The organism is Pseudomonas sp. ES4 (genome assembly GCF_050586665.1).
Taxonomy (GTDB): Bacteria; Pseudomonadota; Gammaproteobacteria; order Pseudomonadales; family Pseudomonadaceae; genus Aquipseudomonas; species Aquipseudomonas frederiksbergensis.
Genome location: NZ_JBOBDO010000003.1, coordinates 250,075 through 263,634 on the forward strand (window position 1 = coordinate 250,075; position 13,560 = coordinate 263,634).

15 protein-coding genes are annotated in these 13,560 nt (G+C 57.8%); 10 read left to right on the forward strand and 5 right to left on the reverse strand.

What is annotated here, in order from left to right; translation table 11 throughout:
• Positions 1-129 precede the first annotated feature (129 nt).
• Positions 130-2,568 carry a Lon protease family protein gene (locus ACQ4OB_RS05435; protein ID WP_430955248.1) on the forward strand — a complete coding sequence of 813 codons (2,439 nt, stop codon included), beginning with the start codon at positions 130-132 and terminating at the stop codon, positions 2,566-2,568.
• Positions 2,569-2,886: 318 nt separating this feature from the next.
• Entirely contained in the window at positions 2,887-3,228 is a 342-nt protein-coding gene (locus ACQ4OB_RS05440; RefSeq protein WP_074871047.1) for a hypothetical protein, read from the forward strand.
• 5 nt (positions 3,229-3,233) lie between these two features.
• Here ACQ4OB_RS05440 and ACQ4OB_RS05445 read toward each other — a convergent pair whose 3' ends face one another.
• Entirely contained in the window at positions 3,234-5,063 is a 1,830-nt protein-coding gene (locus ACQ4OB_RS05445; protein ID WP_430955249.1) for a hypothetical protein, read from the reverse strand.
• Between the two features lie 171 nt (positions 5,064-5,234).
• Here ACQ4OB_RS05445 and ACQ4OB_RS05450 point away from each other — a divergent pair, with 171 nt between their 5' ends.
• From ACQ4OB_RS05450 to ACQ4OB_RS05460, 3 genes are all read left to right on the forward strand, one after another.
• On the forward strand, positions 5,235-5,723 hold the full coding sequence (locus ACQ4OB_RS05450) for a TIGR00645 family protein (protein WP_033054284.1): 489 nt from the start codon (positions 5,235-5,237) through the stop codon (positions 5,721-5,723).
• Positions 5,724-5,855: 132 nt separating this feature from the next.
• Entirely contained in the window at positions 5,856-6,155 is a 300-nt protein-coding gene (locus tag ACQ4OB_RS05455) for a DUF6482 family protein (protein WP_074871044.1), read from the forward strand.
• 121 nt (positions 6,156-6,276) lie between these two features.
• Positions 6,277-6,894 (forward strand): FKBP-type peptidyl-prolyl cis-trans isomerase, encoded by a 618-nt coding sequence (locus ACQ4OB_RS05460; RefSeq protein ID WP_046048787.1) that lies wholly within the window; start codon positions 6,277-6,279, stop codon positions 6,892-6,894.
• A 134-nt stretch (positions 6,895-7,028) separates the two neighbouring features.
• On the opposite strand, the gene ACQ4OB_RS05465 is transcribed toward ACQ4OB_RS05460, so the two are convergent.
• From ACQ4OB_RS05465 to ACQ4OB_RS05475, 3 genes are all read right to left on the reverse strand, one after another.
• A complete protein-coding gene (locus tag ACQ4OB_RS05465; protein ID WP_018925879.1) occupies positions 7,029-7,286 on the reverse strand; it encodes a PA4570 family protein in 258 nt (85 codons plus the stop codon).
• A 206-nt stretch (positions 7,287-7,492) separates the two neighbouring features.
• The gene (locus ACQ4OB_RS05470) at positions 7,493-7,834 is read right to left on the reverse strand and encodes a zinc ribbon domain-containing protein YjdM (protein WP_008154270.1); all 342 of its coding nucleotides are present in this window, start codon (positions 7,832-7,834) and stop codon (positions 7,493-7,495) included.
• 126 nt (positions 7,835-7,960) lie between these two features.
• Positions 7,961-8,929: a polyprenyl synthetase family protein gene (locus ACQ4OB_RS05475; protein WP_033054288.1), complete on the reverse strand. Its 969-nt coding sequence runs from the start codon at positions 8,927-8,929 to the stop codon at positions 7,961-7,963.
• 240 nt (positions 8,930-9,169) lie between these two features.
• Here ACQ4OB_RS05475 and rplU point away from each other — a divergent pair, with 240 nt between their 5' ends.
• The 5 genes from rplU (at position 9,170) to ACQ4OB_RS05500 (ending at position 12,945) form a co-directional block, all read left to right on the forward strand.
• Complete coding sequence (rplU, locus tag ACQ4OB_RS05480; RefSeq protein ID WP_003176051.1) at positions 9,170-9,484, forward strand: 50S ribosomal protein L21; 315 nt, start codon at positions 9,170-9,172, stop codon at positions 9,482-9,484.
• A gap of 34 nt (positions 9,485-9,518) precedes the next feature.
• Positions 9,519-9,794, forward strand: coding sequence for a 50S ribosomal protein L27 (gene rpmA, locus ACQ4OB_RS05485; protein WP_017340859.1), 276 nt, complete (start codon positions 9,519-9,521; stop codon positions 9,792-9,794).
• A 194-nt stretch (positions 9,795-9,988) separates the two neighbouring features.
• Complete coding sequence (gene cgtA / locus ACQ4OB_RS05490; RefSeq protein WP_076029690.1) at positions 9,989-11,212, forward strand: Obg family GTPase CgtA; 1,224 nt, start codon at positions 9,989-9,991, stop codon at positions 11,210-11,212.
• Positions 11,213-11,349: 137 nt separating this feature from the next.
• The gene (proB, locus tag ACQ4OB_RS05495; RefSeq protein WP_430955278.1) at positions 11,350-12,468 is read left to right on the forward strand and encodes a glutamate 5-kinase; all 1,119 of its coding nucleotides are present in this window, start codon (positions 11,350-11,352) and stop codon (positions 12,466-12,468) included.
• A 12-nt stretch (positions 12,469-12,480) separates the two neighbouring features.
• Positions 12,481-12,945 (forward strand): CreA family protein, encoded by a 465-nt coding sequence (locus ACQ4OB_RS05500; protein WP_074871037.1) that lies wholly within the window; start codon positions 12,481-12,483, stop codon positions 12,943-12,945.
• 121 nt (positions 12,946-13,066) lie between these two features.
• Here ACQ4OB_RS05500 and rpsT read toward each other — a convergent pair whose 3' ends face one another.
• Positions 13,067-13,345: a 30S ribosomal protein S20 gene (gene rpsT / locus ACQ4OB_RS05505; RefSeq protein WP_008154937.1), complete on the reverse strand. Its 279-nt coding sequence runs from the start codon at positions 13,343-13,345 to the stop codon at positions 13,067-13,069.
• Positions 13,346-13,560: the final 215 nt, after the last annotated feature.

A 13,560-nucleotide genomic window follows, 5' to 3' on the forward strand; every position in this document is an offset into this window, starting at 1 on the left:
CACTGATTTAGACCCTGCCCGCACAGCAATACCGCTTTGTCTATGCTTTGGCCAGAGGCGCGCCTTGCAAGTGAGGTATGGGCAGCGCCAGAATGCCGCTATCTGCCCCGCCTGATGTAAGGAAGCCCGATGTCTGATCCTGTTGCTGCCAGCTTGCGTCTAGCGCCTGAAGCGCTGACCCGTCCGTTTTCCGCTGAACAGTTCAGCTTCTCTACCACCAATGATCTGGAGCCCTTCCGCGGTGTGCTTGGCCAGGAACGTGCGGTCGAAGCCTTGCAGTTCGGTGTGGCGATGCCACGCCCCGGTTACAACGTATTCGTCATGGGCGAGCCCGGCACCGGCCGGTTTTCGTTCGTCAAACGCTACCTGAGAGCCGAAGGCAAGCGCCTGCAGACCCCGGCCGACTGGGTCTACGTCAATAATTTCGATGATCCTCGCGAACCTCGCGCACTGGAGTTGCCGTCGGGCACTGCTGGCGCCTTTATCGATGACATCAACGGCCTGATCGACAACTTGCTGGCGACTTTTCCGGCGGTGTTCGAGCACCCGTCCTACCAGCAAAAGAAAAGCGCCATCGACCGCGCCTTCAACCAGCGTTACGACAAAGCGCTGGACGTGATCGAGCGCCTGGCGCTGGAGAAGGACGTTGCGCTGTACCGCGACAGTACCAATATCGCCTTCACGCCGATGAGCGAAGGCAAAGCCGTGGACGAAGCCGAATTTGCCCAGTTGCCGGAAGCCGATCGCGAGCGTTTTCACGACGACATTGCATGGCTGGAAGAGCGGCTGAACGAAGAACTCGCCAGCCTGCCGCAGTGGAAGCGTGAGTCGAGCAATCAACTGCGCCAGCTCAACGAAGAAACCATCACCCTGGCCTTGCAGCCATTGCTTTCTCCATTGTCGGAGAAGTATGCGGAAAACGCGGCGGTCTGCGGTTACCTGCAAGCGATGCAGGTGTACCTGCTCAAGACTGTGGTCGAGCAACTGGTGGACGACAGCAAGACGGACGCCATCGCCCGCAAGCTGCTGGAAGAGCAATACGCGCCGAGCCTGGTGGTCGGTCATCCGTTCAGCGGCGGTGCGCCAGTGGTCTTTGAGCCGCACCCGACTTACGAAAACCTGTTCGGCCGCATCGAGTACACCACCGATCAGGGCGCGCTCTACACCACATATCGACAGTTGCGTCCGGGTGCGCTGCACCGCGCCAACGGCGGCTTCCTGATTCTTGAAGCGGAAAAAATGCTCAGCGAGCCGTTCGTGTGGGACGCGCTCAAACGCGCGCTGCAATCGCGCAAGCTGAAAATGGAATCGCCGCTGGGCGAGATGGGCCGTTTCGCGACCGTGACCCTTAATCCGCAACATATTCCGTTGCAGGTCAAAGTCGTGATCATTGGCGCCCGACAGCTTTACTACACGCTGCAGGACCTCGATCCGGACTTCCAGGAGATGTTCCGCGTCCTGGTGGACTTCGACGAAGACATCCCGATGGTCGACGAAAGCCTGGAGCAGTTCGCCCAGTTGCTCAAGACCCGCACCTCCGAGGAAGGCATGGCGCCGCTGACCGCCGATGCGGTGGCGCGCCTGGCGACTTACAGTGCTCGCCTGGCTGAGCACCAGGGGCGTTTGTCGGCGCGAATCGGTGATCTGTTCCAACTGGTCAGCGAGGCGGATTTCATTCGCCAACTGGCCAGTGACGAAATGACCGACGCCGGGCACATCGAACGTGCGCTCAGGGCCAAGGCCACGCGAACCGGGCGCGTCTCGGCGCGGATTCTCGATGACATGCTGGCCGGGATCATCCTGATCGACACGGACGGCGCGGCGGTGGGCAAATGTAACGGGCTGACAGTGCTGGAGGTCGGTGACTCGGCGTTCGGTGTGCCGGCGCGGATTTCCGCCACGGTGTATCCGGGCGGTAGCGGCATCGTCGACATCGAGCGCGAGGTCAATCTTGGCCAGCCGATTCACTCCAAGGGCGTGATGATCCTCACCGGGTATCTGGGCAGCCGATACGCCCAGGAATTCCCGCTGGCGATTTCCGCGAGTATCGCGCTTGAGCAATCCTACGGTTACGTGGATGGCGACAGTGCGTCGCTGGGTGAGGCTTGCACGCTGATTTCGGCCTTGTCGAAAACTCCGCTCAAGCAGTGTTTTGCGATCACCGGTTCGATCAACCAGTTCGGTGAAGTGCAGGCGGTGGGCGGGGTCAACGAGAAGATCGAAGGCTTCTTCCGGCTCTGCGAAGCCCGTGGGTTGACCGGCGAGCAGGGAGCAATCATTCCCCACGCCAACGTTGCCACGCTGATGCTCGACGAGAAAGTGCTGACGGCGGTGCGCGCGGGGCAGTTCCACGTCTACGCCGTGCGCCAGGCTGATGAAGCCCTGAGCCTGTTGGTCGGTGAGCCGGCCGGTGCGCCGGACGCGGATGGCCAGTTCCCTGAAGGCAGCGTTAACGCGCGGGTGGTGGAACGCTTGCGGGTCATCGCAGAAATGATCAGCGAAGAGGACCTCAAGGAAGCCGAGAAAGAAGCTGCGCAGGAAGCCCTGGTCGAGGCCAAACCGGCCTGACCGATCTGAAGGATCACACCGATCCACTGTGGGAGCGAGCCTGCTCGCGATGACGCACTGCCATCCAGCACATGTGTTGGCTGGAAGTCCGCTATCGCGAGCAGGCTCGCTCCCACACTTGTATTAAGTGAACGCTGAAAAAGTGCCATCACTCTGACGTCAATATTCACACAATGACCATTCGGCGCCTTCTGGTCCCGCTTGACGTGCTAGTCAGACTTTTCCTCTATTCTCAGGTCAAGGATATCGACAGTAATCACTGGATCGAGACAGCCCTCCCGTGGGGGTTGAATACCGGATCTACCGAGGGTCGCCGCCATGTCGCGCAACCTCTGCCTCACCCGCCAATGCCTGGGCCTTGTGACCCGTATCGAGTGTGCCATCCGCCCATTGGCGGGAGATACGGGCATGTGGACCTTACTCTTCGCCGCCGGAATGGCCGGCGAACAACCTTCTGCCATTAAAGCCCAGGGCCCGTTTCATGGCCCCTTTGTGGCTGAGTCGATCCTCGACACCATCGTTGAAAGTCTCACCCTGCATGGCTATGAGCTGGCCGATGATCCGCAAATCTGGTGCCTGCACCTGCAAGCTCAGTTGCGGGAAATCAATGGTGGCCGCTGCCGCAACTCTGGAGGCTTCGAGTTTCGGCCCGAGCATTGAGCAAACTATTGAACAAGGTGGGAGGTGTCCGCCTTATCGAGTTTGACCTCAAAGCCATATTGCACGGTGGAGAGGTCGGTTCGTTGATAGGTTTCCAGGCGGGTTGGTTGCCCGTAGAAATAATGCACCCCCAATAATGCCGGGCCTTCTGCGCTCGCATCGTGGCTGACCGCCAGAATCTCCTTCAGATAATTGCCGCTGTCGTCCTTGGCGAAGAAACGCCAGTCCTGGGCGGGAAACTGCTTCAGATCAACCACCAACGCATTGCCTTTGAGCGTCAGCCCTTTGGGCAGCTGGTGGGCGTCGATGGTTTTCTTTTCGATGCTGGCGAGAAACAACGGCATGGAGCCCACTGCGTAAGCCGGCGTTTCCGGAAACAGGTTCAAGTCGTAGGTGATAGTGCCGCGCAGGGGATCGACCTGATAAGCCTCGGGCGGCAATTCGATCGGCTCATCGCGCTTGCCGTTACTGTCCTCGGTAAAGAAGCTGACCGGGCTTTCGCCAGGGTTGAAGGAGGTGCCGAGCAGCTCATCATTGAAGCTTTTGGGGTGATCGAAGTCGATACGCGCGGCGCTGGGGTCTTCGACCGACTGACTGATGCGGACGCTTTTTTTCAGTTGTTCCTCGCCAAGTGTGGCGCCCTTGAGCCAGCTCGGGGCCTGGTCGTCGTACACCACCACCGGCAGCGTCAGGGGCTGGATGGTCTTTTGCGTGGTATGTGGGTCGAAGCGAAGTACCGGCAGATTCAAGTCCTTGCGAGTCACCGTGGCCGTTGAAAAGTCCAGTACGCTGACCTCAAGCGTTTCGATCGGCCCGTTGAAGTACACCTTGGAATACTGGCGGCTCTGTTGCTTCTCAAAGGCGCGCTGTTCTTCCTCGAGCTGTTCTTCGAAGCTCTCGCTCCAGGCTTTCTGCTGTTGCATTTTCGCCAGTTGTTTTTGATAGAAGGCTATTTGTGCGGAGGTTTCGTTGATCGAGCCTGAGCGCGAGAGAAATTGTCCGGTGCTATCCCTGGCCTGGACGATCAGCGGGTTCAACGGTATTTGGCTGACCTCCGGGGCCAGCGGCGCGCTGTTGTTGAATTCGATTTCGGCATAGTTGTTTGCAAGGTTGAGCAGGGTAACGCTGAGGTTGTCGTTGGTGCGAGTCTGGCCAACGTCCTTTTTCGTCAGGTCGAAACTGTAGAGCCGATGCGGCGCGATGATTTCCACCTTGCCTTGCAGGCTCACCGGTTGTGGCTGTTTCGTGTTTTCGACACCCAGGCCATCGATGAAGGGGTAGGTCACCGTCAGGTCTTCAGGGTTGGTCAGGTTTGAGCTCGATGGGCTCAGTTGAATTCCAGGATCGGTTTCTGACCATTCCGGTTGATATTGAATGACGCGTTTGTTGCTCAAAGTTACCGATTGCCATTCAAGACTATGGGGAAAGAGATACGCGGCCGGAATGTTGAAGTTGAAGGGGAACACCGGTTGCAGGTCGGTCAGGTAGTCGGAACTGGAATCCTTGTGCAGCACGAACAGGCCGTTGATATACGTGTCGACCAAAGCCTGGGGCGTCGGATAGTGCTTGAGGATCGCGAGGGCGTCTTCGCCATATTCTGTTTCCACCGGTTTGCTGTCGAGCTTGAGTTGCGCACGCTCAAGCAACAACAGTGAGCCGCCAAGTTCAGCCACGGCATCCTTGAGCTTTGGGTCCTGAATCGCCTCCAGAGACTTCTCGAACTGCGCCGTCCTTTCCTCGAGGCTGACCTGGCGCTTCTCCTCGCTGGGTGAGCAGGCACTCATCAGCAAAGCCAGGCAAATTCCGGCGCTCGTTAAAGGCAATCGCACATCCATTTCCCGTCTTCCTGTCCGCTGTCGCTGAGCTGTCATTGCTTTGGACACTAGCAGAAAAACCTTGTCACACACGCGCAGGTTGCGGATTTCCCAACGGTTTCTGTCTGCTTCTGGGTATAGACAGGCGGCTGGTATACTCGCAGCCATTTTCAACCCCACGTGTGAGAGTCAATGGAACGCTTTATCGAAAACGCAATGTACGCCAGTCGCTGGCTGCTGGCGCCAATCTACTTCGGTCTGTCCCTTGGGCTGCTGGCCCTGGCGCTGAAATTCTTCCAGGAAGTCTTCCACGTCATCCCTAACGTGTTCTCGATGGCCGAGTCGGATCTGATTCTGGTGCTGCTCTCGCTGATCGACATGGCGCTGGTAGGCGGTTTGCTGGTGATGGTGATGATTTCCGGCTACGAGAACTTCGTCTCCCAACTGGACATCGACGATGACAAGGAAAAGCTCAACTGGCTGGGCACCATGGATTCTTCTTCATTGAAGATGAAGGTGGCCGCTTCCATCGTCGCCATTTCGTCCATCCACCTGCTGCGGATTTTCATGGACGCCAAGAACGTCGATCCCGAGCATTTGAAGTGGTACGTGATCATCCACATGACCTTCGTGATTTCGGCGTTTGCCATGGGCTATCTGGATAAGCTGACCAAGCACTGATCGCTTTTACCGGTATACCCAACCGCCCGAATGTTGCGAAACAGACGGGCGGTGTCGTTTATGGCTTGTACTTTGAAGCGCCGAGGCCTATGCCTGTAATGATCTTGGCTCGCCACTGTGTGAGGTGTGTTCATGAACCTGCAAGAGTTGAATGCCTATGCCATCGCCGGGAAGATTGATGAACTCAACCTGATCTCGATGGAAGGCGGGATCTATCTATTGGAAGCGCGGATGCATGGCGCGGCGTACCCATTGAGTGATGCCCGCGGCCAGATGTTTCATTTGCGTTCGGTCGAGCATGCGCGTGAAGTGCTTCATGCCTTTCCCAGCTTGCCGTTCAACCTTGTACACATTTCGGTTCATGACGAGATGTGTGGGCTCGGTGCCAGTTCCGAAGAGAGCCTGAAGGTACCCATCGCGTGGCAGCACTGACAGCTCTCATCAACTCAATGGCATCTGTGCTAGTCTGCTGGCCCTTTTGGTTCCGGGCGCTCCGGGGCGCGCTGTGTACGCACGGCGAGTTCCAGGGCCGTCCGCACAGCGGAGCAGTGTCATGTCCGAAGTAAATCTGTCCACCGACGAAACCCGCGTCAGCTACGGTATTGGCCGTCAGTTGGGCGACCAACTGCGCGACAACCCGCCGCCGGGCGTTAGCCTGGACGCAATCCTGGCAGGTCTGACTGACGCTTTCGCCGGTAAGGAAAGCCGTGTAGGTCAGGAAGAAATGTCCGCGAGCTTCAAGGTCATTCGCGAAATCATGCAAGCTGAAGCAGCTGCCAAAGCTGAAGCCGCTGCTGGCGAAGGCCTGGCATTCCTGGCTGAAAACGCCAAGCGTGACGGCATCACCACCCTGGCTTCCGGCCTGCAATTCGAAGTGCTGACTCAAGGTGAAGGCGCCAAGCCAACCCGTGAAGATCAAGTACGCACTCACTACCACGGCACTCTGATCGACGGCACTGTGTTCGACAGCTCCTACGATCGTGGTCAGCCTGCAGAATTCCCGGTTGGCGGCGTGATCGCTGGCTGGACCGAAGCCCTGCAACTGATGAACGCCGGCAGCAAATGGCGTCTGTACGTGCCGAGCGAACTGGCTTACGGCGCTCAAGGCGTTGGCAGCATTCCGCCGCACAGCGTGCTGGTGTTCGACGTCGAGCTGCTCGACGTTCTGTAATACCTGGCCCGATGCTACGTCGGGCTAATGTGGGAGCGAGCCTGCTCGCGATAGCGGCATAACAATCGACTGAAATGTTGAATGCTAGTCAGCCTTCGCGAGCAGGCTCGCTCCCACAGTTTTTGCAGTGATCTTCATACCTCGAACTTTGTATTGAGATCATGAGACGGGCGCAATGCCCGGGCATAGCAGAACAGAAACAGATTGCGCACCAGTTCCTTGAGCACCACCGGCTCGCTGGAACTCAAGCCGTTGACGTCCAGATCACCCTGATCCTGCAGCTCGTTCAAGGCTTCTTCTTCAAGCACCGCACAGACTTCCCCGGTTTCCCGATGCAGGATCCTGAGGTAAGGGTGTGGGCGGTCCAGCCAGGCGTCGATCAAATAAGTCATGGGTCTCATCTCCATTGATGGGTTTCAATGAGAATAATTCTTATTCATCAAATAGCAAGGACCTATTGGCGGTTTGTGTTTTTTTAAGGGTAAAGGTTGCGTAAGGTCAAAACGGCTGGCGTTTGGCTATTGCGAGGGATTGCTGGGCGAAGCGGGGGAGGGGGAAGCACCATCCCACGCAGGACGCGGGATGGAATACAGCAGGCTCAGACTTTTCTGACGAACTCGGATTTGAGCTTCATCGGGCCGATGCCGTCGATCTTGCAGTCGATGTCGTGATCACCATCGCACAGGCGGATGTTCTTGACCTTGGTACCGACCTTGACCACCAGCGATGTGCCTTTGACCTTGAGGTCCTTGATCACGGTGATGGTGTCGCCGTCCTGCAGGACATTGCCGACCGAATCCTTTTTCACGGTGTCATCGGACACTGCTTCGGCTTCGCCGCTGGCGGACCACTCGTGGGCGCACTCAGGGCAGATCAACTGGGCGCCGTCTTCGTAGGTGTATTCGGAATTGCATTTTGGGCAGGGTGGCAACGTGCTCACTAAAGCTCCTTGGATTGAGGATCGCTAAAAGTCGCACATTATATAGGGTTTTAGGCCGAAGAGGGCGTGGCGCTAAATAACCTGTGGGAGCGGCCCGTGGCGAGGGGGCTCCCACAGGGGGATGAATCAGTGCGTGCGGGCGACCGCAAACTCGCTCAGCTCGACCAGAGCATCGCGGTATTCGCTGGCAGGCAGTGCATCGAGGCATTTGATCGCGCGGGCCACGTAGTCACGGGCCAGTTGCGCGGTGTAATCCAGCGAACCAGACGCTTCGACGGCTTCGCGGATGCTTTCCAGGTCTTCGATGCCGCCTTTCTGGATCGCCTTGCGTACCAGGGCAGCCTGCTCCGGCGTGCCTTCGCGCATGGTGTAGATCAGCGGCAAGGTCGGCTTGCCTTCAGCCAGATCATCGCCGACGTTTTTGCCCAGGGTTTCGGCGTCGCCTTTATAGTCCAGCAGGTCGTCGACCAATTGGAACGCCACGCCCAGATGATCGCCGAATGTACGCAGGGCTTCCGACTGTTCCGATGTCGCTTCGCAAAGCGCAGCAGCACTGTGTGTCGAGGCCTCGAAGAGCATCGCGGTCTTGCCGCGGATGACTTCCATGTAGGTCTCTTCGGTGGTGCTGGCGTCACGAACCTTCGACAGTTGCAACACTTCGCCTTCGGCGATGATGCGCGTGGCTTGCGAAAGGATTTTCATCACCGGCATGGAGCCCAGTTCGACCATCATTTCGAAGGACCGCGAATACAGGAAGTCGCCCACCAGTACGCTCGGGGCGTTGCCCCACATGGCGTTGGCGGTCGAGCGGCCACGGCGCATGCCGGACATGTCGACTACGTCGTCATGCAGCAGGGTTGCGGTGTGCAGGAACTCGATGGTCGCGGCCAGCAGGCGCAGGTCATCGCCTTCGCGCCCCAGTGCCTTGCCACACAGCAACACTAATAGAGGACGCAGGCGTTTACCGCCAGCCGAGGTAATGTAATCGCCGATTTTCGATACCAGCGGCACTCGGGAAGTCAGCTGCTTCTTGATGATGCCGTCGACGGCGCTAAAATCGTCCGCCACCGCGCGGTAGAAAGCTTGGGGTTGCATCAGCGACAGTTGCTCCAGAAGGGTTGCGCGGCATGCTAGGACCCACGTCGGCGGGTGTCAAGGCACGATGGACGGCCTCTTGCATCGCCTCGGCAGCTTGCGTACAATCGCGCACCCTGAACTTCCTGGGCAGCACCTGCCTTACGCAATTGCAAACAGGCCTTCCAGCCCAATGCAGCCATGCCAGCCAATACCTCTTCTTATAAAGAGCTGGGTGAGCAGGATTATCGGAGAAATACCATGTCGTACGCAGTAATTGTTACTGGTGGCAAGCAATACAAGGTCGCCCCAGGTGAATACCTGAAGATCGAAAAACTGGAAATCGCTACCGGCGAATCCGTAACTTTTGATCGCGTTCTGTTGGTCGCCAATGGCGATGACGTGAACATCGGCGCTCCAGTTGTTGCTGGCGCTACCGTTGTGGCTGAAGTGATCTCCCAAGGTCGTCACGATAAAGTCCGCATCATCAAGTTCCGTCGTCGTAAGCACCACATGAAGCGTATGGGCCACCGCCAGTGGTACACCGAGATCAAAATCACCGGTATTCAGGCTTAATTTCAGCCTAATTCCTCACTAGGAGAATTGACTCATGGCACACAAAAAAGCTGGTGGTAGTACCCGTAACGGTCGCGACTCAGAAGCCAAACGCCTTGGCGTGAAGATGTATGGCGGCCAGGTTATCATTCCGGGCAACATCATCGTGCGTCAGCGCGGCACCCAATTCCACGCTGGCTACGGCGTTGGCATGGGCAAGGATCACACTCTGTTCGCTAAAATCGACGGCGTGATCAAGTTCGAAGTAAAGGGCGCCTTCGGTCGTCGTTACGTAAGCATTGTCCCGAAGACTGAAGTCGTCGCGGCATAATTGCGTAGTTGCTGGAAAAGCCCTGTCTCGCGACGGGGCTTTTTCGTTTGTGGGGTGAGTCTCTTGCAAAGCTGTTTGTGATGGGCTCCAGCGCTGGATTTGCGGTCGTTGATTGAGGTCGCTGCGCTCATTTTTGCAAGAGTCTTATGTCTTAGTGTTTTTCGGCTCGTCCGTATGACGAGAGGCGTTTTGTTATGAAGTTTGTTGATGAAGTATCGATTCGAGTAAAGGCCGGTGACGGCGGCAACGGTTGCATGAGCTTCCGTCGCGAAAAATTCATTGAAAACGGCGGCCCGAACGGCGGTGATGGTGGTGATGGCGGCTCGGTCTACATGATCGCCGACGAAAACCTCAACACCCTGGTGGACTACCGTTACACCCGGCACTTTGATGCCGAGCGTGGTTCCAACGGCGGCAGCACTGACTGCACCGGCAAAAAAGGTGAAGAGCTGGTCCTGCGTGTTCCGGTCGGCACTACCGTCATCGACTCTGCCACCCAGGAAGTGATCGGCGACCTGACCAAAGCTGGCCAGAAACTGCTGGTGGCTCATGGCGGCTGGCACGGTCTGGGTAACACCCGATTCAAATCCAGTACCAACCGTGCTCCGCGCCAGACCACTCCGGGTAAGCCGGGCGAGGCGCGTGACCTGAAGCTGGAAATGAAGGTATTGGCTGACGTCGGCCTGCTGGGCTTGCCGAACGCCGGTAAAAGTACCCTGATCCGCGCTGTATCGGCCGCCAAGCCGAAAGTCGCCGACTACCCGTTCACCACGCTGGTGCCGAACCTGGGTGTGGTCAGTGTCGATCGCTGGAAAAGCTTTGTGGTCGCGGACATTCCGGGCCTGATCGAAGGTGCTTCCGACGGCGCAGGCCTGGGGATTCGCTTCCTCAAGCACTTGTCGCGTACCCGTCTGTTGCTGCACCTCGTGGACATGGCGCCGCTGGATGACACCAGCGCTCCGGATGCTGCCGAAGTGATCGTCAGCGAACTGACCAAGTTCAGCCCGTCCCTGGCTGAGCGCGATCGTTGGTTGGTGCTGAACAAGTGCGACCAGATTCTTGAGGAGGAGCACGACGAGCGCGTCAAGGAGATCGTAGATCGCCTGGAGTGGACCGGTCCTGTCTATGTGATCTCGGCGATCTCCAAGCTGGGTACCGAGCGTCTGTGTCACGACATCATGCGTTATCTGGAAGATCGTGCCGATCGTCTGGCTGCCGACCCTGCGTATAAGGAAGAGTTGGCCGAACTCGATCAGCGCATCGAAGACGAAGCCCGTGCTCAGTTGCAGGCCCTGGATGACCAGCGTGCCCTGCGCCGTAGCGGCGTGAAGTCGGTCCACGACATCGGCGACGATGATTGGGATGAAGAAGATGTGGATGACGAAGACGGTCCGGAAATCATTTACGTGCGTGACTGATTCGTTGCGATAGACTTAAACGCCGCTCACTGGAGCGGCGTTTTAGTATCTGGAAATCGATAGTTGGTCACGAATAACCACGAATAACGTTACGGGCAGTGCCAGGTCGCGCTGTCCTCAAGCTAAGGTTGAAGATGATGCGGAGCAAGGTGACAGGTGCGCGGCGTTGGGTCGTGAAGATCGGCAGCGCTTTGCTGACAGCGGACGGCAAGGGTCTGGATCGCGCGGCAATGAGTGTTTGGGTCGAGCAGATGGTGGCTTTGCATGAGGCTGGCGTCGAGCTGGTGCTGGTGTCCTCCGGAGCGGTGGCGGCCGGCATGAGCCGCTTGGGCTGGACCGTGCGACCCAGTGCGATGCACGAGCTGCAGGCCGCCGCCGCCATCGGTCAGATGGGGTTGGTGCAGGCCTGGGAATCGAGCTTTGCCGTGCATGGCCGGCATACCGCGCAGATTCTCCTCACTCACGATGACTTGTCCGACCGCAAGCGCTACCTGAATGCCCGTAGCACCTTGCGTGCGCTGGTCGAGCTGAAAGTTATTCCGGTGATCAACGAGAACGACACCGTGGTCACCGACGAAATACGTTTCGGCGACAACGACACCCTGGCAGCGTTGGTAGCCAACCTGGTCGAGGCTGACTTGCTGGTGATCCTTACTGATCGTGACGGCATGTTCGACGCCGATCCGCGCAACAACCCTGACGCCAACCTGATTTACGAAGCGCGCGCCGATGATCCGGCGCTGGATGCGGTGGCGGGCGGTACGGGTGGTGCGCTGGGTCGTGGGGGTATGCAGACAAAATTGCGTGCTGCGCGGCTGGCGGCTCGCTCCGGTGCGCACACCATCATCGTTGGTGGGCGTATTGAGCGCGTGCTGGATCGTCTCAAGGCTGGTGAGCGCATCGGCACCTTGCTGTCGCCCGAGCGCGGCATGCTGGCAGCGCGCAAGCAATGGCTGGCCGGGCACCTGCAAACCCGCGGCACGCTCGTGCTGGATGCCGGTGCGGTGGTGGCGCTGTCCCAGGGCAACAAAAGTTTGCTGCCTGTGGGGGTCAAATTGGTCCAGGGCAGCTTCCGTCGTGGCGAGATGGTGGTTTGCGTGGCGCCGGATGGTCGTGAAATCGCTCGAGGCCTGGCCAACTACAGCGCGCTGGAGGCACAAAAAATCATCGGTCAGTCGTCTGAGGCGATTGTCGGTCTGTTGGGTTATATGGCGGAGCCGGAACTGGTTCATCGCGATAACCTGATCCTGGTCTGAAGGAATACCTGAATGCGCGTGGCAAAAGGATTGTTGGGTCTGCTGTTGATGATGCCGTTGCTGGCCTCGGCCGAGGAGATTGGTCAGGTGTCGACGGTGTTCAAGTTTGTCGGTCCGAACGACCGCATCGTCGTCGAAGCGTTTGATGATCCAAAGGTCGAGGGTGTGACTTGCTACCTGTCGCGGGCCAAGACGGGTGGCGTGAAGGGTGGTTTGGGGTTGGCTGAAGATCGCGCGGAAGCGTCTATCGCTTGTCGTCAGGTCGGACCGATCAGCTTCAAAGGAGAGTTGAAGGATGGTGACGAGGTGTTCAAGGAGCGCACGTCGCTGGTGTTCAAAACCATGCAGGTGGTGCGATTCCTCGACAAGAAGCGCAATACGCTGGTGTACCTGGTCTATAGCGATCGTGTGATCGAGGGTAGTCCGCAGAATGCGGTCACCGCCATCCCGATCCTGCCGTGGGCGCAGGCGCAGTAATCTAAAGAAGATCAAAAATATGGGAAGGGGCTGCCCCTTCCCATTTTTTTTGCGCTGTTGTTGCCAAATCGCAGGCAATAAAAAACCGACCCTGAGGTCGGTTTTTTAACAAGCTTATCGCTTATGCGGCAACAGCAAGGTTCAGAGCCTTGACGTGACCGTTCAGGCGGCTCTTATGACGAGCAGCCTTGTTCTTGTGGATGATGCCTTTATCGGCCATACGGTCGATAACTGGCACGGCCAGAACGTAAGCAGCTTGAGCTTTTTCAGCGTCTTTTGCGTCGATGGCTTTAACTACATTCTTGATGTAGGTACGAACCATGGAACGCAGGCTGGCGTTGTGGCTGCGACGCTTCTCAGCCTGTTTTGCACGTTTTTTGGCGGAAGGTGTGTTGGCCACCGTCGAGCTCCTCGAAAGACTTTTTAGGAAATAGCAAACAAAATAGGCCGCGAATCATGCCGATGAGTTGATGTCTTGTCAAGGGCGGTTGAGACGTTCCGCTAAGTGGTAGGTATAAAGAGGCGGGATATTTATTTCCGGCGCTTGACCTGTAAACTCGCGAGCTTTGGCTCTGTGCTGCTGCGGCGCGGAGTATCGCATAAGTAGGCGCTTTG

Excerpts from the sequence above, each read along its gene's own strand:
- rplU (WP_003176051.1), top strand. The coding sequence starts at position 9,170 with ATGTCGTACGCAGTAATTGTTACTGGTGGCAAGCAATACAAGGTCGCC.
- ACQ4OB_RS05450 (WP_033054284.1), top strand. The coding sequence starts at position 5,235 with ATGGAACGCTTTATCGAAAACGCAATGTACGCCAGTCGCTGGCTGCTG.
- ACQ4OB_RS05440 (WP_074871047.1), top strand. The coding sequence starts at position 2,887 with ATGTCGCGCAACCTCTGCCTCACCCGCCAATGCCTGGGCCTTGTGACC.
- cgtA (WP_076029690.1), top strand. The coding sequence starts at position 9,989 with ATGAAGTTTGTTGATGAAGTATCGATTCGAGTAAAGGCCGGTGACGGC.
- ACQ4OB_RS05455 (WP_074871044.1), top strand. The coding sequence starts at position 5,856 with ATGAACCTGCAAGAGTTGAATGCCTATGCCATCGCCGGGAAGATTGAT.
- ACQ4OB_RS05460 (WP_046048787.1), top strand. The coding sequence starts at position 6,277 with ATGTCCGAAGTAAATCTGTCCACCGACGAAACCCGCGTCAGCTACGGT.
- ACQ4OB_RS05445 (WP_430955249.1), bottom strand. The coding sequence starts at position 5,063 with ATGGATGTGCGATTGCCTTTAACGAGCGCCGGAATTTGCCTGGCTTTG.
- ACQ4OB_RS05500 (WP_074871037.1), top strand. The coding sequence starts at position 12,481 with ATGCGCGTGGCAAAAGGATTGTTGGGTCTGCTGTTGATGATGCCGTTG.
- proB (WP_430955278.1), top strand. The coding sequence starts at position 11,350 with ATGCGGAGCAAGGTGACAGGTGCGCGGCGTTGGGTCGTGAAGATCGGC.
- ACQ4OB_RS05475 (WP_033054288.1), bottom strand. The coding sequence starts at position 8,929 with ATGCAACCCCAAGCTTTCTACCGCGCGGTGGCGGACGATTTTAGCGCC.
- ACQ4OB_RS05465 (WP_018925879.1), bottom strand. The coding sequence starts at position 7,286 with ATGACTTATTTGATCGACGCCTGGCTGGACCGCCCACACCCTTACCTC.
- ACQ4OB_RS05435 (WP_430955248.1), top strand. The coding sequence starts at position 130 with ATGTCTGATCCTGTTGCTGCCAGCTTGCGTCTAGCGCCTGAAGCGCTG.
- rpmA (WP_017340859.1), top strand. The coding sequence starts at position 9,519 with ATGGCACACAAAAAAGCTGGTGGTAGTACCCGTAACGGTCGCGACTCA.